Here is a 16,051-nt window from a genome sequence, read left to right on the forward strand (position 1 = left end):
GCGAAATTCCGAAGGAGTTTTGATGTTCTCATCAAGCAGGAAGGGGAATGGAAGCCCGCAGTAATGCTTTGACGGGCAGGAATGGTGAGTTAGCCGCATGAGAAGGCACATGTTCCCCGGACTTAGGCACAGGGGCGCGCTTGGAGCCGCCATGTTGCTCGTGGCCGCCGTCGCCGTACAACCGGACGCGGTCGCAGAGCCCGAGCCCAAGCTGCTCGCGCTGAGCAAGCAGCGGGCGGCGCTCGGCGTCTTCATGGGCTCCGACGCCAACGGCACCGCACGCCTGCCCGACTTCGAGCGCTGGCTGGGCCGCGAGGTGACCGTCGGCAGGACCTACATCCCCGGCGAGACCTGGGCGGCCTTCCTCGGCCCCGACTTCATCCTCAAGCCCTGGACCGAGTGGCGGGCGGCCCAGCCGGGCAGGATCCTCGCGATCAACGTGCCCATGGTGGCGCCCAACGAGGGCAAGCTGTCCGACGCCGCGGTCTCCGTGCTGCTGACCGCCGGCGCGAGCGGGGCCTTCGACCTCACCTTCACGAAGCTGGCCGACCGGCTGGTCACCGAGGGGGCCGGGGACTCCATCATCGTCCTGGGCTGGGAGATGAACGGCACGACGTACTCCAGCCGGTGCGCGCCCGACCCGGTCGCGTGGAAGGCGTACTGGCGGCGGATCGTGACCAGCATGCGGTCCGTGCCCGGGCAGCGCTTCCGCTTCGACTTCACCGCCAACCGCGGGCGCGACGCGATCCCGTGGACCGACTGCTACCCCGGTGACGACGTCGTCGACATCATCGGCATGGACAACTACGACCAGCCGCCATCCGACGGCTTCCAGTCGTACGTCTCCCAGCCGTACGGCCTGCGCCACCACGCCGAGTTCGCCGCCGCCCACGGCAAGCCCATGTCGTTCCCCGAGTGGGGCCTGTTCCGCTACGGCGACCGGCCCACCTACGTCCGGCAGATGCTCGACTGGATCGGGCGGCACAACGTCGCCTACCACTCGCTGTCGGACTACTGCCCGCACGGGGTGTGGCAGTGCTCGTCCAACCCGCGGTCGGCCGCCGGGTTCCGGACCCTGTTGCAGCAGATGCTGCCGACGCCGGTCGCGCCCACCCCGACCACACCGCCACTTCCGAGCACGTCGGCGCTGCCGTCAGCACCCGCACTACCCAGCACGTCGGCGCTGCCGTCAGCGCCCGCGCTGCCCAGCACCTCAGCACTCCCGTCAGCGCCCGCGCTGCCGCCCAAGCCCGCGCTTCCCAGCGCGTCGGGACTGCCGTCGAAACCCGCGCTCCCGGACACGTCGGCGCTGCCCAGCGCATCGGGGGTGCCGTCACCGCCCGCTCTGCCGAGCACGTCGGCGCTGCCGAGCGCACCTGCGTTGCCCTCGAAACCCGCGCTCCCCAGCACGTCCGCGCTGCCGAGCGCACCCGCGTTGCCGAGTGCGTCGGCGCTGCCGTCGAAGCCCGCGCTTCCGTCCACGCCGGCGCTCCCGTCCACACCCGCGCTGCCCAGCACTCCCGCTCTGCCCACCACCTCGGCGCTCCCGTCGGCGCCCGCTCTACCCAGCACGTCAGCGTTGCCGTCGGCGCCCGCGATCCCGCTCGGCGCCGGTGAGCCCGGCGCGCCAGGTGCGCCGACCGGGGCGGTTCCGCCGCTGGGTGTGACGTCCAACCCGGTGCCGCCGTCGATCCAGCCCCCGATGCCGCCCACGCTCCCGGCCGTCACCCTGCCCCCGCAGGTCGTCGACGAGCCCATGCTGACCTGGCTGGTCGGCTTGTGGCGGAGCCTGCTGACGATGGTCGTGGTGCCGCCGCCGGTACAGCTTGAGGTGCCGGTGAACCTGCCCAGCCCGACGGTGATGCCGCCGGCCGTACCAGGGGATGAGCTGCCGACCTGAGCGCGGACGCTCGGGCGGGCTAGCCCCGCCCGAGCACCCCGGCGGTCACCCCGGCCAGCACCTCCATGGTCACCCGGGCATCGAACTCCTTGCTGAGCAGCGCCGCCACCTGTCCCTCGCGCCACGCCGTACCGTCGTGGGAGGACAGGCGGGAGGACAGCGCGTGGGCCAGCCCTCTGAGGTCGCCGGCCGTCACCAGCGCGCCGGTCTCCTCGCCGATCACCTCGCGCAGACCGGGGATGTCGAAGCCGACGACGGGACGGGCGCTGGCCATCGCCTCCAGCGCGGTCAGCGGCAGCCCCTCCCAGCGGGAGGGCATCACGACCAGGTCGCTGGCCGCGTACCAGGGCCGCACGTCGGCGCTGGGTCCGGCGAAGCGGACTCCGGGGAGTGCTTCGGCCTCCAGCTGGGCCTTCAGCTCGCCGTCGCCCACCAGGGCCAGTTGCGCGTCGGGGCAGGAGCGCAGGACACGGGGCCAGGCCCGCAGCAGCAGGTCCTGGCCCTTCTGCCGGGTCAGCCTGCCTACGCACACGGCCAGCCGGGCGTGCGAGGGGATGCCGAGTTCGGCGCGGGCCTGTAGCTGACCTTCGATGCCTGCGGGGGTGAAGTGGTCGAGGTCGACGCCGTTGCGTACGACGACCAGCCGGGCCGCCACGCCCCGCGCCGCGCCGGCCTCCGCCTCGCCCTCGCCGACGCACACGATCGCGGCGGCCCAGCGCGCGGCGGTGCGCTCCCACGCGATCGCGGTCCTGGCCGTCGCGCCCCGGCAGGCCAGCCAGGACCAGCCGTGCGGCTGGAAGAGCGTGGGCCGCCGGCCCCGGACGGCCAGCCGTCCCACCAGGCCGGCCTTGGCCGAGTGCAGGTGGATGATGTCGGGTTCGAGCTCGTCGACGATGCGGCGCAGCGCGACGGTCTCGTCCTTGCACGAGCGCACGGGGGAGCGGGCCGACTCCCAGGCCACGTGCGAGATCTTCTGCTCGGCGAGCCGGTCGGGGAGCGTGCCGCGGGACGGCGCGGCCACCGTGACCCGCCAGCCGCGCCGGGCCTGGTCGGCCGCGGCGGCGCTGACGTAGGCGGCCACGCCGGCCTCGACGGGCTGGCTGACGTGCAGGACGGAGATGGTCATGAGCCGGCCTTCGCTGAGAGGGGATGCAGGCGTTCCTTGAGCGTGCGGGCCGCGTGGATGCGGGCGCGGACGAGCGCCGCGTAGAGGCCGGCCCGGTGGGTCCTGCCGAAGATCATGCGCCGGTTGCCGATGGCCCTGGCGCCCCACTTGGCCTTGTGCGGCTCGGCGCCGCGCAGCAGGCTCAGCTTCTCCAGCCTGCGCGCGTGCGCCTGGCGCAGTCCATGCTGCAGGACCATGGCGAAGGTGTCGACCTGGGTACGCAGCCAGGGGTCGGCCCCGTAGAGGTAGCCACCGGCGAAGTCGGCGCCGATGAGGCAGAAGTCGGCGGCCACGAGGCGCTCGCCGACGCGGAACTCCGTCAGCGCGGCCCGGCCGGTGGCGATGAGCTCGGTGGCGGACCGGGTGAGGTGGGCCTGGAAGCGGGGGCTCAGGTGTTCCTTGTTGATCGGACGGCCCGCCCATTGCAGGGCGTGCAGGCGCAGGAGGTCCTCCATGGCGGCGGGCACCTGTTCGGGGGTCACCGCGTGCACCTGGAGGTCCAGCTTGTCGATCTTGTAGAGGCCGCGGCGGAGTTTGCCGGCCGTCCGCGTGCCGAGCGCGGCCAGCTGGTCCTCCAGCGGAAGGGCCGGCATGTACAGGCAGGAGGAGCCCTCCATGAGCCAGCGCCGGCCAGGCCAGCACGCGTGCAGCGTCTCCAGGGCGGCGCCCGGCTGGGCCTCGGGGAAGTCCATGACGTCCCAGCCGGGCAGGGCGAGCAGCGCCTCGCCCGCGGTCCTGGCGAGGCCGTCGCGGTGCGCCTCGTCGAGGAGTACGTCGGTGTAGTCGGACAGGCCGAGGCCCAGCGGGCTCAGCACCCGGCAGCCCCAGCGCCGCGTGCGCATCAGCGGCAGCCCGGCCACCAGCCGGTCCTGGTCGCGCAGCAGCAGGACGCGCAGGCGGGACCGCCCGCCGTACCACTGCCACCAGGAGGTGAGCCAGGCGTGCGACTGGAAGGGGGTGGAGGTGGCGCAGCGCTCGTACAGGTCATCCCATTCCGGCTTCATGGCCGCGAAGGCGCTCGGGTCGGTGACGACGCTGCTCTGGCCGCCGACCAGGAGGCTGGGCGTCATGCGCCGACCGGCCGCTTGCGTGAGCGCTCGCGGGCGCGGGCGGCGGGCTCGTCGCGGGTGGCGCTCTTGTCTCGGCCCGGCCTGGTCGGCGGGGTGACGAGGTAGAACAGGCCGCCGAGCAGGAGTCCGGCGGCGGCGCCCACGGTGAGGTTGATGAGCGGATCGGGGCCTGACGGCTCCTCGGGCGCCACGGCCTGGGACAGGTTGGCGATGCGCACGCCGGTGTCGGTGGCGCGGGCGCCGGCGTAGGTGATGAGGGACTGGGCCAGCGCGTTGGCCTGGGTCGCCGCCTGCGCGGCGTCGGGCGCGGAGGCGGCCAGGCTGATCATCGGGGCGTCGGGGGAGCCGGAGACGCGTACCGTGCGCTGGAGCTCGCCGACCGTGTGGGCGGCGAGGCCGGGACGGAGCGCGGCGGCGACGATGGCGGGCTGCGTGGCGATCTTGGTGAACGCCTGGGCGAACTTCGTCGTCTGCTCGATGCTCGACGGGGCGTCGGCCACCACGACGACGTACGCCTGGGCGGTGTACACGCGGTCGGTCAGGGCGGTGTACAGAAGTCCCGCGCACAGGCCCAGGACGACGGCGCAGCCTTGCGGCCACCACCGCCGGGCAGCGGCGGATACACGGCGGGTCACGCTCATGGTTGCTCTCCCCAGGCTGGCGCGATGGTCTTCGATCGGGATCTTTGCTCGTGCACGCGCAGGTACAGCGCTTCGATGCGGTTGACGTGATGGCCGATGCCGTAGTGGTCCACGGCCTGCGGCGGAAGCTGCCGTGGCGCGCCGGCCGCGATGAGCTCCTCCACGGCCTGCCGGAACGGCTCCGCCGCCGAGGGCAGCCGCCGCGCGTTGGGCGAGGCGCTCGCGGGCAGTTCGTCCAGTGCCGGGCAGGCGCTGTAGAGCACGGGCAGCCCGCACGCCAGCGCCTCGACGATGGCCAGGCCGAACGTCTCCTCCTGCGACGGCGCCGCGAAGACGTCCATGGCCGACAGCAGCGCGGGAACCTGGCTGGACTGCCCGGCCAGCACCATCCGGTTCGCGATCCCCAGCCGGCGCGCGTGCGCGACCAGGTTCGCCCGCTCGGGCCCGTCCCCCACCAGCAGCAGTACGGTGTCCGGCAACCCGGCCACGGCCTCGATCAGCACGTCGAACCGCTTGCCCGGCTCCAGCCTGCCCACCCCGCCCACGACCGTGATGTGCGGTGGGATCGTCAGCCGGCTCCGGGTCGTCTCCCGCACGGCCGGGTCGAAGCGGAACGCCCGCGGGTCGATGCCGTTGGCGATCACCTCGATCCGCTGCTCGGGCACCCCCCACCGGACCAGCCGCTGGGCAGCGGCCGACGACACCGCGACCGTCACGTGCCCGAGGCGCTCGCCGGCGCGGGCCAGCGCGCGCACCGGCGCGGTGATGGGCCGGCCCTCCAGGTGGCGTTCGCCGATGGAGTGCTCGCTGGCCACGATCGCGGCCACGCCGGACAGCCGGGCGACCAGGCGGCCGTACAACCCGGCGCGGAACAGGTGCGTGTGCACGACGTCGTAGCCGCCGCGCTGGACCAGCCGCCACAGCGGGCCCAGGACGCGCAGGTCCCGGTTGCCGGTCATGCCGAGATGGTGGACGGTCACCCCTTCCGCCTGGATGGCCTGGCTGATCAGGCCCGGCTTCGTGAGCGCGGCGACCTCGGCGGTGACGTGGTGGTTGGCCACCAGGTCGCGCAGCTGCCGCTCGGCCCCGCCCGCCTCCAGCCCGGTGATGACGTGCAGCACCTTCATCGCCGGCCCCACTTGCAGTAGTGCAGGGCGCGCTTGACGGTCAGCCGGAGCAGCCGGTCGTCGTCGCTCACGTGCGTTCTGGGCAGGCAGAGCTGGTCCGCTTCGCCGGGTTTGATGCCGCAGGCGTAGGCGTATCCGGCAGCGCGTACCGCCTCGACGGCCTCGCGGTCGGCGTGGCCGTACGGGTAGGCCAGGCCGATGACCTCGTGGCCGAGTATCGCCTCCAGGTCCGTGCGGCTGGTCTTGACCTCGTGGTAGAGGTCCCCGGTCGGGGCGCCGGCCAGCGACAGGTGCGTCTGGGTGTGGGAGGCGACCTCCATGCCCGCGTCGGCGACCTGCCTGAGCTGGTCCGCGGTCATGAGCGGTTTGCGCGGGCCGAGCGGGTCCCAGGCGTTGTCGCCGCCCAGGCGGCCGGTGACGGCGAACACCGTGGCGGTGAAGCCCTGGCGCAGGAGCACCGGCAGGGCGTGGGTGGCGAAGTCGGCGTACCCGTCGTCGAAGGTGAGGCCGACGAGGCGGCGGGCCGTACCCTCGCGCTGGGCGCGCAGGAGCTCGCGCATGGACACGCCGCGCAGCCCCCGCCCGCGCAGCCACGCCATCTGCGCGGCGAAACGGGCGGGTCTGACGGTGATGAGGTACGGATCCTCGTCGAAGTCGTCGACCGAGTGGTACATCAGGACCTGCTGCCTGGTTGGGCTCACAATCGCACTCCCCCTTCGCGGGGCCTCAGCGCGTCGCCGAGGTCCCGCCTGGAACCGGTGAGTAGTGCCGCGGTGACGAAGACCGCCAGGGTGACGGCGGCCTCGCACGGCACGGCGACGATCAACGAGAGGTCCGCGGTGACGGGGCGGACCAGGAAGGAGACGCCCGCCGCGACCACGGCCGCCGCGGATAGGCGGCCGAGGGACACGAGCAGCGCCCGCTTGGGCAGCACCAGGAGCGGCGCGCCGAGCCCGCTGAGCAGGAGCGCGGCCGTCAGGCTGATGCCCGCCGCGTTGGCCAGCGCGACCCCGCCCACGCCGAGCGGGCCGGCCAGGAACGGCGCGGCGACCGCGGTGAGCGCCAGACCGGCGGTCATGGCGGCGGCCGGATACCAGGAGGGCCGCGAGGCGCAGAAGTAGACCCGGCACAGCACGCCGACCACGGCCTGGCCGAGCAGGCCCAGGCAGTACAGGCGCATGCTCCACGCGGTCGCCGCGGTGTCGTCGGGGGTGAAGGCGCCGTGCTCCAGCAGCAGGCCCACCACGCCGGGCGCGTGCGCGACCAGGAACGCCGTGGCGGGCAGCACGATCGCGGCGGCCACCCACGTGTCCGCCAGCACCTGCCGGCCGGCGGCGGCGCCGTCTCCGGCGGCGATGCTGCGGGCCAGGACCGGGAAGGAGACCGTGGCGAGGATGAGCGAGGCCACCATGGGCACCTGGGCGATCTTCTGCGCGTAGTTCAGGTAGGAGATCGACCCGGCCGGCAGCGAGGAGGCGACGAACCGCTCCACGAACACCTGCGCCTGGCGCAGCAGGGTGAAGGCGGCGATGGGCGCGAAGACCGTCCACGAGATCGACGTCGCGAGGCCGGTCCTGACCGGGGTGCCGATGTGCCGGATGAAGGACGGGGCCTGGATGAGCGCCATGAGCAGGCCGCCGGCCGCCACGCCGCACGCCACCGCGGTGATGCCCCAGCCGTCGTGGCCGATGGCGATGGCGCCGACGATGGCGGCGTTGTAGGCCAGGTAGATGGCGGCGGGCGGGCCGAAGATCCGCCGCGTACGCAGCGCGGCGCTGCAGAACCCGGCCAGCCCGAAGCCCAGCACGGTCAGCGAGGTGATCTGCGTGCACCGGGTGGCCAGGTCGTGCTCCTGGATGCCGGGCGCCAGGCCGCGCGCGACGAGCGGCGCGGCGGCGGCCGTGGCGGCGCTCAGCAGCACGAACGCGAGGACGGCCTTGGGCATCGCGGCCCAGACGACCTCGCGCAGCGACCGGCCCTCCTCCACGGAGCGGCTGAAGTAGGGGATGAGCAGGAACGACAGCGCGCCTTCTATGAGCAGGGGCGCGGCCGTCTCCGGAATGGTCCAGGCGACCATGAAGGCGTCGGTGCCCGCGCTGGCGCCGAAGACGCCCGCCACCAGCAGGTCGCGGGCGAACCCGGACGCCGATCCGGCGATGACCAGGAGCATGGTGACCGTGGTGGCCCTGGCCAGCGGGCCGCGGGTCTCCTCGGTGGTGGCGCTCATGCCGCGTCCGCCGCGACCACCCAGGACAGCAGCAGGCCGATCATGATCGACATGACGACGGTGGGGGATCCGCCCACGTCGGCGTAGACGAAGTCGACGAGCTGCCAGGTCAGGAAGCCCGCCGCGCACAGCCCCGCCGCCTTCTGGGCGGGGGTACGGCCGCGCCGCGCCCGCTTGGCCGCCCACACCGCGAGCCCGGCCCACATCAGCGCGAAGGCGGTGAGCCCGAGCAGACCCTGCTCGCTCAGCACCAGCAGGTACATGTTGTGCGGGGAGCGCAGCTCCTGCCGCTGGAATCCGTTCACCGGGTCCGCGGTGTCGCTGCTGGCCGAGACGTGCAGGGGCGCGTAGTTGTCGCGCCAGGCCGCGAAGCCGCGCGGGCCCACGCCCAGGAGCGGATGGTCGTGCCACATGCCGCCGGCCGTCTCCCACAGGCCGTACCTGTCGTTGACCGACTGGTCCGGCTGGGAGGCGACGGAGGTCATGGAGGCCAGCCGCTGGGTGACGGTCCCCGACCCCCAGCCGCCGAGCACCACGAGGCCCAGCACGAGCGCCCCGGCGAGAGCGCCGCCGACGGCCCGCCTGCTGCCCGACAGCAGGATCATGACGACGCCGGCCATGAGCCATGCCAGCCACGCGCCCCGGCTGAGCGACAGGACCAGCGCCGCCAGCAGGACGATCAGGACCAGCGCAGCGGCGACCCGTGGCCGTCCGCGCGTGGTCAGCACCAGGGCCAGCGCCACGATCGCGCCGTAGCAGACGACGGTGGCCATGCCCATGACGTCGACCGCGCCGAACGTGCCGACCGCCCTGATGCTCTGCCCGCCGTAGGAGGCGCCGCTGCCCGAGTACGCCTGCCAGCACCCGAGCAGCGCCTGCACCAGGGCCGCGCCGAGCACAGCTGCGGCCACCAGCCGCCGGTCCACCTCGTCGCGGACGACGATCGCCATGGCCAGCGGCACGATCACGAAGATCTCGAGGTAGCGCACGAACCCCGGCAGCGCCGCGACCACGTCGACGCTGGCGAGCGTCGCCGCCGTCACCGCGACCGCGGGCGGAGCCAGCAGGTACGCCCGCCTCGGCAGCCGGAGCCGCGCCCTGAGCGCGTGCACGAGCGCGGCCACCACCAGGCACCCGGCCGCCACGTCGGCAGCGGTCACGTTGAAGGACGAGTCGAGCTGGGCACGTTGCTGCGGCACGCACACCAGCGCCACCGCCAGCACCGCCAGGACGCTGGGCCGCTGCCAGTCCATCTCGCGCAGGGGGGAGCGCGGCCGCAGGGCGAGCGCCACTACGCGCCGCCCAGGCGCAGCACGCAGCCGATCGTCTTGAGCGCGATCTTCACGTCCAGGCCGAACGACCACGTGTCGATGTAGTGGTTGTCCAGGCGCGCGCGCTCCTCGATGGAGGTGTCGCCGCGCAGGCCGTGCACCTGGGCCCAGCCGGTGATCCCCACGGGCACCCGGTGCCGCCGGTCGTAGCGCTCGACCGTCTTCGAGAACTGCTGCACGAAGTACGGCCGCTCCGGCCGCGGGCCCACGATGCTCATGTCGCCGGTGACCACGTTCCACAGCTGCGGCAGCTCGTCCAGCGACGTCTTGCGCAGGAAACCGCCGATCGGGCCGCTGAGGCGGCTCTGGCTCACGGTCCACTGAGTGGCCGAGTCCCGCGCGCTGGCCGGCTTGAGCGTACGGATCTTCAGCATGTCGAAGCAGCGCCCGCCCATGCCGACCCGCCGCTGGCGGAACAGCACGCCGGGCCCGCCTTCCAGCCGGACGCCCAGCAGGCAGATCCCCAGCACGGGCGCGAGCGCCAGCAGCGCGAGCAGCGCCAGCGTGACGTCACAGAAGCGCTTCGCCATCCAGTACGGCCGGCGCTGCGCGGGCGGCACCATGTCCACCAGCGGGAAGCTCTGAAGCTGCCGGCCCGGCGCCACGAAGTCCTGCACCAGGTCGTCCGGTCCGGGGGCGAGCATGATCTGGCACCCGGTGGCCCTGATCTCCTGCAGCACGGCCCGCGAGATCGGCGGCTGCCCGGCCAGGATGACGACGCTGACGGCCGAGCGGCGCAGCATCTGGGCGCAGCTGGAGTAGGTGGCCAGCACCGGCAGGTCGTCGGCCGGGCCGTGGGCCGACGCGCTGGCGCCGACCAGGCCGATCGGCTCGATGCCGTGCTCGGGGTGTTGCAGGAGGGTTCTGGCCAGCCGTACGCCGTGCTCGCCGGTGGAAAGGATCACGGCCTTGCGGGGCGCGCGGCGCCGGGCCGCGACATGCCGCCAGGCGCGGCCGGCCCCGTGGGCCAGGGCCATGAGCGCGGCGTAGCTGAGGCCCGCGAGCAGCCAGGCCGCGGACGGCGGCGCGGGGACGGGCGAGCACAGCCACGCCTCCAGGCTCAGCGTGCACAGCGCGGCCATCGCCCACCCGGTGAACCGGGCTCTGGGCAGCAGAATGTGCAGGGCGACCGCGATCGCGACCGCCGCCGCCACGTTGGTCAGCCGCCAGCCGGTGACGGTCGTCGCGGTCAGCAGGCAGGCGGTCAGCAGGCCGAGATGGGCGGCTCGCCGGGTGAGGTCGCGCAGGGGGAAGTCGGGTCGAGCTGGGGCGGGCGCCTCGGGTGCCATCGCGGGCTCGGAATCCAGGAAGTCCTCAGTCGGTTCGCTGGTGCCAACAGCTACGGTCATCTGTTGCCTCCAAGGTCGCGGTCACACGCCAGTGCTGCGGGATGAGGGGTAGTGGCAGGGGCTGGCAGTCGTGGCTGTTTCTCTGCAGGCGCTTGTGCGAGGACACAAGAATGGCGTTCATTCGCGCCTCAAGATCGTTGAGATGGTATCGGCGGAAGCGTTGGAACGCGCCGATGGAAGGCTCGCGCGGGGTTCATGGGTGGGCAAATCTTTCGCCACTGCCAGCGGCGCTGGAATTGTGGCCGGAGGCCGCGCGAGTTATTCAATGCCCGCGCGGAGCAAACGGACAACTTCTTTGTTCTCGGCAATACGGCCAGAGCAGGTCTTGTCCCGTGAAGCCGGACATGCCGTCAGGCGTGTCGCTGGTCAATGCAGAAGTCGCCGGCGAATTAACTGTGGTAATCGGCGGCTGTTTAAGGCAAAGCCTGTGCCCACATAGTTCAACGTCGTCGGATGGGGCCGAGATGCGGTGATAGAACTTTCCCGGTAGCTCGGTCGCGATAGCGCTTTGTGCGGTGTCCACAGGGCGCACGTCGCGGCATTCGGAGTAATCGGTTCGTAGGTCATGCGTAATCGCGAACACGTCCGATCACAGCCCGGAAAGGCAATCATGAATCGCATAGTCAAAAGCACGGCCATAGCTGTGGCCTGCCTGGGAATGGCAGCGGCGCTGGCCGGACCCGCCCTGGCCGCGGCCAGGACCGGCGGGGACCCGCTCGGCGGCCTCCTCGGCGGAGGCGGCGGCAGCAGCCTGCTCGGCGGGAAGGGGCAGAACCCGCTGATGTCTCTCACGAGCCCGCTCGCTGGGCTCACGCAGAGCAACAACCCGGTGGACGGGATCACCCGTTCCGCTGACGGCACGGCCCGTTCCGTGGAGGGCGCGGCGCGCCTTCTCCCGCAGGGGACCTTCCGCAACGGCCTGCCGCTGAACGAGGCCTCCAACGCCGCAGGCGTGGAGCACCGCAACCCGATCGAGCCGGCCCTCACCGGCGCGGCGAGCTCGCCGCTGGACTTCGCGCTGCTGGACGGGCGTGAGGTCATCGGTCTCGAGCACCAGGACGAGCCGGTGCCGGGTGTCGTCAGCTCCCTGACCGGGCGCGCCGACGAGATCCTGCACGCCCCCGCGCTCGAGCCCGCCGCCGAGGCGGCGATGCCGCAGATCACCGAGCGCCTGTCCGGTCACGCCGACCACGCGGCGTTCATGACGAAGACCGCCGCCCACCAGGTCGGCACCGTCTCCGCGCACGATCTGCTCAGCGGCCCGAACGCGGCGCTCAGGTCCGCGCTTCCCGCGGCGGTGTCCACCGAGCTGGCGCCCATCGTGGGCAGCCCCGAGGTCAGGCAGCCGATGGCGCAGCGCGCCGCCGGCCCGCGGACCGACGTCCCGCTCGACGAGATCGCCCCGCTCGTCGAAGGCCCGCTCGCCGCGACGCCGCTGGCGAAGTCGAAGGGCGCTCCTGAGGCCGTGGGAGACGCGCTGGGGGCCTCGGTCCCGACGACCGGCGCCGTCGGCGACATGGCAGCAGCTCACTAGAGTCACTCCCTCGTGCGCCGAAGGAACCGCGAGACCCTTCGCCGCACGGAGCAGCCCCCCATCCGTCTTCCGCACCCGTCCGGCGTAATGGTGCCTTTCGCCGGGCGTGAACAGATCGGCTGCGGTCACGACCTGCCCGCGTCGCTGTGCGCGGTGGGCTCTGACCTGGTGACGTCGATGCCCTCACCACATGAGGGGAACGGGAACATCGGCGCCACGAACTGCTGTGTGGCGTGACAGCTGCGTTCCTGACAGCGCAGCCCGCCGAGCGAGGTGATAGTGCCCGCTTCACCTGAGCTCGGTGGTTCGACTCACGTGGACAACCGCCGACGGCCGTGCCCGAGCACGGCCGTCGGCCGTCGCGTTTTTCCCAGGGAAAATTAGCAGAATGCCCGATATAGCTTCTTTCTCCCGCGCAAATCCCGTTTCATGACAGCGTCCATACCGTGCTTTTCCCATGGCGCCATTGCCCGAGGGTATGACCCGTCGGGGCGCCAAGGCGGAGATGTCGGACTAAGTCGATAAGCGCCCCGAAGATGCATCGCGTACGGCAAGCGAGGAGCAGTCGGGAATGCGGAAAGTGCTCAGCAGGATCGGTAAAACCGTGGCGGCGGCGGGAATCGCCGCCTTTTGGCTCCTACCACCAGGCGTGGCCACGGCCAGCCAGAGTTTCGCCGTCGACCTCACCACGGACGGCGTGAGCCAGTTCAACGTCGCCCACACCGCACGCGGCCTGCGGCTCGGCCCCCAGCTCGCGGCCACCGCCGCCGAAGGCGAAGAACGCCAGGGCTTCTACGTCACCACCGCGATCGGCACGCGCTCCCTGGCCAACCGCATCCGGCCGATCATGATGGCCGAGACGCCGCCGGGCGCGGACGTCCTGCTGGAACTGCGCGGTCAGACCCGCTCCGCCCGCTGGACGGAGTGGCGGGAGGCCAGGCAGGGCTCCGACGAGGTCGTCCTGCCCGCCTCGTCCACCCAGCTCCAGGCCAGGATCACGCTGACCCAACGCGGCGCCGGCCAGGGCCCGGAGGTGTACGGCCTGCGCCTGCTGGTCGTCGACCCCGCCCGAGGCCAGCCAGAGGCCGAGCCCGCCCCCAAACCCCTGACCACCCGGGTCTTCGCCACCCGGATCGGCCAGATCGGCGACAAGACCGCCAACGGCCACACGATCGGCTCCGCGGACCGCTTCGTCGCCCTCCCGTCAAGGCGGGCACTGAACGCCAACACCACGGAACGCGCCTACGAGGTCAAGATCTGTTACGCCACCCGCTGCGTCGTCGCGCCGATCTGGGACGTGGGCCCGTGGAATATCCGCGACGATTATTGGAACGCCGCCGCCACCCGCGATATGTGGGCCGATCTGCCCCAGGGAAAACCCCAGGCGCAGGCGGCATATCTCGATGGATACAACACGGGCCGCGACGACAGGGCGAGAAAGGTGCGCAATCCGGCGGGCATAGACCTGGCGGACGAACTTTTCTGGCAGGACCTCGGCATGACCACGAATGACTGGGTCAACGTCACATATCTGTGGACGGACGTGGAAGCACTGCTGTGAAACAGGGAGCCCGGCGCGACGCCGGGCTCCCTCATTTCTTTCTGCGGACGGGGGAACCATCCAGAGTGGCGGTGGGGGCCACGCGGAAAACGGTAGAGCACCGCTGATCCGGTCCGAGCCCGCTTTGCGATCTCTTGAGCAGTCGTAACCGCCCTGTTGACGGCAGAAGAGCACCCGGCCAATGCCGGGCGAGCAGCGGACCACCATGCTCGCCGCCCCGCACGACCTCAACGCCGCCGCGGCGGTCCGCGACCGGCTCCATGTCCTGCGCTAGGGGCGGATCGTGGCGTGGTCCCGTTGCAGCGCGGTTCTGGCGCCGGCCCGGCATTCCTCCAGGGTGTGCCCGGCCAGCGCCTCGCGTACGGCGGGGACGCAGACCGCGGACATGGACAGGCTCGTCACGCCCAGCCCGACCAGGACCGGCGCCAGGCGCGGGTCACTGGCGGCCTCGCCGCACACCCCGACGGGCTTGCCCGCGGCAAGGCCGGCCGCCGCGCACGTCTCCACCAGCCTGAGCAGCGCGGGCTGCCAGGGGTCGAGCAGGTCGGCCAGGGCGGGATGCTGCCGGTCGGCGGCGAAGGTGTACTGGCCCAGGTCGTTGGTGCCGATGCTGAGGAAGTCGACCTCGGCCAGGATCGCCTCGGCCAGAAGCGCGGCGGCGGGCACCTCGATCATCACGCCCACGCGGCGCACCCCGGCCGCGCGCGCCCGTTCGGCGAAGCGCGTGGCCTCCTGCCGGGTGCTGACCATGGGCGCCATCACGGCGGGTTCGGCGCCGGTGGCGCGGGCCGCCTCGGTGATGGCGGCGAGCTGGGTGTCCAGGACGTCCGGCCGCAGCCGGTCCACGCGCAGGCCGCGGATGCCGAGCGCCGGGTTCGGCTCGACGGGCAGTTCCAGGAACGGCAGCGGCTTGTCGGTGCCCGCGTCCAGGGTCCTGACGATCGCGTCGGGGACGGCCTTGAACACCGCCGCGTACGCGGCCACCTGCTCATCGAAGCCCGGAGCCGTCCTGCGGTCCAGGAACAGCAGCTCGGTACGGAACAGCCCCACCCCCTCCGCCTCCGGCGCCAGGTCGGCGGCCGAGCCGATGTTGAGCAGCAGCTTGACCGGGTGCCCGTCGGCGGTCTTGCCGGGTCCTCGGCTGTGGGCGAGCTTGGCGCGTTCGGCCTCGGCCTGGCGTCTGATCTCCTCGGCGGCCGGGGCGTCGAGGCCGGTGCGGATCTCGCCGGTGGCGCCGTCGACGCTCACCAGCGTGCCCTCCTCCAGCGTGAGCGCGCCGGCGCAGGCGACGACGGCGGGCAGACCCTTGCCTCGGGCCAGGATCGCGGTGTGGCTGGTCGGCCCGCCCTTCTCGGTGACCAATGCCAGGACGTCGTCGCTCAGCCCGGCGGTGTCGGCGGGGGAGAGGTCCTCGGCGACCAGCACGAACGGGTGGCCGGGGTCGGGAACGCCGGGCATCGGCAGGCCCAGCACGGCGGCCACGGCGCGGTTGCGCAGGTCGTCGAGGTCGGCGGCGCGCTCGGCGAAGTAGCCGCCCGCGGCGACCAGGGCCACGCGATGGCCGGTGAAGGCCGCGTCGAGGGCGTGGGCAGCGTCCATGCCGCCGGTGACGTGCTCCTCGGCCGTCTCCAGCAGCGTGGGGTCGGCGGCCATCATGGCCTGCGACTCCAGGATGTCGCGGGCCTCGCCGTCGGCCCGTCCCGCCCGCCGGTCGAGCTCCGCCGCGACGGCCGACAGCGCGGCCGCCACGGCGGCGGTCCCGGCCTCGACGGACAAGGGCGGGCCGGGGGGCGGGAGCGCGGGCGCGGCGGCCATGAGCAGGACGGGGCCCGCCGTACGCCCCGGGCTGACGCCTAATCCCCGCAGGTCAGGCATCTGCGGCGTCCAGGTCGCGAGCCAGCAGGGCGGCCAGCGCGTCCAGGGCGGCCTCGCCGTCGGGGCCGTCGGCGGCCGACAGCGTCACCTCGGTGCCCTGGACCGCGCCCAGTGACAGCACGCCCAGCATGCTGTTGGCCGGGACCTCCTTGCCGGATCCGACGCGGATCTTGACCGGCACGCCCAGCTTCATCGCCGCCTGGACGAACAGCTTGGCCGGTCGCGCGTGCAGGCCCGCCTGCGCGGCCACGGCCACCGTACGCTCTGCCAT

The 16,051-nt window shown here is 72.6% G+C and carries 13 protein-coding genes; 3 read left to right on the forward strand and 10 right to left on the reverse strand.

The annotated features are described in order from the left end of the window. The first annotated feature begins 151 nt into the window (after nucleotides 1-151). Nucleotides 152-1,900, forward strand: coding sequence for a glycoside hydrolase family 26 protein (locus HNR40_RS37410; protein ID WP_184969987.1), 1,749 nt, complete (start codon nucleotides 152-154; stop codon nucleotides 1,898-1,900). A gap of 19 nt (nucleotides 1,901-1,919) precedes the next feature. Here HNR40_RS37410 and HNR40_RS37415 read toward each other — a convergent pair whose 3' ends face one another. The 8 genes from HNR40_RS37415 to HNR40_RS37450 are packed head-to-tail and all read right to left on the reverse strand — an operon-like array spanning nucleotide 1,920 to nucleotide 10,810. Further along, entirely contained in the window at nucleotides 1,920-3,026 is a 1,107-nt protein-coding gene (locus tag HNR40_RS37415; RefSeq protein ID WP_221341312.1) for a glycosyltransferase, read from the reverse strand. Beyond that, nucleotides 3,023-4,135: a GNAT family N-acetyltransferase gene (locus tag HNR40_RS37420; RefSeq protein WP_184969989.1), complete on the reverse strand. Its 1,113-nt coding sequence runs from the start codon at nucleotides 4,133-4,135 to the stop codon at nucleotides 3,023-3,025. The genes HNR40_RS37415 and HNR40_RS37420 overlap by 4 nt, the downstream gene beginning before the upstream one ends. Continuing rightward, nucleotides 4,132-4,776, reverse strand: a complete 645-nt coding sequence (locus tag HNR40_RS37425) for a YveK family protein (protein WP_184969991.1) — start codon at nucleotides 4,774-4,776, stop codon at nucleotides 4,132-4,134. The genes HNR40_RS37420 and HNR40_RS37425 overlap by 4 nt, the downstream gene beginning before the upstream one ends. Continuing rightward, nucleotides 4,773-5,903, reverse strand: coding sequence for a glycosyltransferase (locus HNR40_RS37430; protein ID WP_184969993.1), 1,131 nt, complete (start codon nucleotides 5,901-5,903; stop codon nucleotides 4,773-4,775). The genes HNR40_RS37425 and HNR40_RS37430 overlap by 4 nt, the downstream gene beginning before the upstream one ends. After that, nucleotides 5,900-6,604 (reverse strand): polysaccharide deacetylase family protein, encoded by a 705-nt coding sequence (locus tag HNR40_RS37435; RefSeq protein ID WP_312896662.1) that lies wholly within the window; start codon nucleotides 6,602-6,604, stop codon nucleotides 5,900-5,902. Before HNR40_RS37435 ends, HNR40_RS37430 begins: the two co-directional genes overlap by 4 nt. After that, complete coding sequence (gene murJ, locus HNR40_RS37440; RefSeq protein WP_184969995.1) at nucleotides 6,601-8,130, reverse strand: murein biosynthesis integral membrane protein MurJ; 1,530 nt, start codon at nucleotides 8,128-8,130, stop codon at nucleotides 6,601-6,603. The genes HNR40_RS37435 and murJ overlap by 4 nt, the downstream gene beginning before the upstream one ends. Beyond that, nucleotides 8,127-9,422 (reverse strand): O-antigen ligase family protein, encoded by a 1,296-nt coding sequence (locus HNR40_RS57515; RefSeq protein ID WP_184969997.1) that lies wholly within the window; start codon nucleotides 9,420-9,422, stop codon nucleotides 8,127-8,129. The genes murJ and HNR40_RS57515 overlap by 4 nt, the downstream gene beginning before the upstream one ends. Then, nucleotides 9,422-10,810: an exopolysaccharide biosynthesis polyprenyl glycosylphosphotransferase gene (locus HNR40_RS37450; protein ID WP_184969999.1), complete on the reverse strand. Its 1,389-nt coding sequence runs from the start codon at nucleotides 10,808-10,810 to the stop codon at nucleotides 9,422-9,424. The genes HNR40_RS57515 and HNR40_RS37450 overlap by 1 nt, the downstream gene beginning before the upstream one ends. A gap of 658 nt (nucleotides 10,811-11,468) precedes the next feature. Here HNR40_RS37450 and HNR40_RS37455 point away from each other — a divergent pair. Both HNR40_RS37455 and HNR40_RS37460 read left to right on the forward strand, forming a co-directional pair. Beyond that, the gene (locus tag HNR40_RS37455; protein ID WP_184970001.1) at nucleotides 11,469-12,344 is read left to right on the forward strand and encodes a hypothetical protein; all 876 of its coding nucleotides are present in this window, start codon (nucleotides 11,469-11,471) and stop codon (nucleotides 12,342-12,344) included. A gap of 571 nt (nucleotides 12,345-12,915) precedes the next feature. Beyond that, complete coding sequence (locus HNR40_RS37460; protein WP_184970003.1) at nucleotides 12,916-13,905, forward strand: DUF8814 domain-containing protein; 990 nt, start codon at nucleotides 12,916-12,918, stop codon at nucleotides 13,903-13,905. Nucleotides 13,906-14,175: 270 nt separating this feature from the next. On the opposite strand, the gene ptsP is transcribed toward HNR40_RS37460, so the two are convergent. Together ptsP and HNR40_RS37470 are read right to left on the reverse strand one after the other, a co-directional pair. Next, nucleotides 14,176-15,780 carry a phosphoenolpyruvate--protein phosphotransferase gene (ptsP, locus tag HNR40_RS37465; protein WP_184970005.1) on the reverse strand — a complete coding sequence of 535 codons (1,605 nt, stop codon included), beginning with the start codon at nucleotides 15,778-15,780 and terminating at the stop codon, nucleotides 14,176-14,178. Further along, complete coding sequence (locus HNR40_RS37470; RefSeq protein ID WP_184970007.1) at nucleotides 15,773-16,051, reverse strand: HPr family phosphocarrier protein; 279 nt, start codon at nucleotides 16,049-16,051, stop codon at nucleotides 15,773-15,775. Before HNR40_RS37470 ends, ptsP begins: the two co-directional genes overlap by 8 nt.

The sequence above is a fragment of the Nonomuraea endophytica genome, from assembly GCF_014203235.1.
GTDB lineage: Bacteria > Actinomycetota > Actinomycetes > Streptosporangiales > Streptosporangiaceae > Nonomuraea > Nonomuraea endophytica.

Bases quoted from the DNA above. Each gene is read 5' to 3' on its own strand.
- HNR40_RS37455 (WP_184970001.1), top strand. From the start codon at position 11,469: ATGGCAGCGGCGCTGGCCGGACCCGCCCTGGCCGCGGCCAGGACCGGC.
- HNR40_RS37460 (WP_184970003.1), top strand. From the start codon at position 12,916: ATGCGGAAAGTGCTCAGCAGGATCGGTAAAACCGTGGCGGCGGCGGGA.
- HNR40_RS37415 (WP_221341312.1), bottom strand. From the start codon at position 3,026: ATGACCATCTCCGTCCTGCACGTCAGCCAGCCCGTCGAGGCCGGCGTG.
- HNR40_RS37420 (WP_184969989.1), bottom strand. From the start codon at position 4,135: ATGACGCCCAGCCTCCTGGTCGGCGGCCAGAGCAGCGTCGTCACCGAC.
- HNR40_RS37425 (WP_184969991.1), bottom strand. From the start codon at position 4,776: ATGAGCGTGACCCGCCGTGTATCCGCCGCTGCCCGGCGGTGGTGGCCG.
- HNR40_RS37430 (WP_184969993.1), bottom strand. From the start codon at position 5,903: ATGAAGGTGCTGCACGTCATCACCGGGCTGGAGGCGGGCGGGGCCGAG.
- HNR40_RS37470 (WP_184970007.1), bottom strand. From the start codon at position 16,051: ATGGCAGAGCGTACGGTGGCCGTGGCCGCGCAGGCGGGCCTGCACGCG.
- HNR40_RS37450 (WP_184969999.1), bottom strand. From the start codon at position 10,810: ATGACCGTAGCTGTTGGCACCAGCGAACCGACTGAGGACTTCCTGGAT.
- murJ (WP_184969995.1), bottom strand. From the start codon at position 8,130: ATGAGCGCCACCACCGAGGAGACCCGCGGCCCGCTGGCCAGGGCCACC.
- HNR40_RS37410 (WP_184969987.1), top strand. From the start codon at position 152: ATGTTGCTCGTGGCCGCCGTCGCCGTACAACCGGACGCGGTCGCAGAG.
- ptsP (WP_184970005.1), bottom strand. From the start codon at position 15,780: ATGCCTGACCTGCGGGGATTAGGCGTCAGCCCGGGGCGTACGGCGGGC.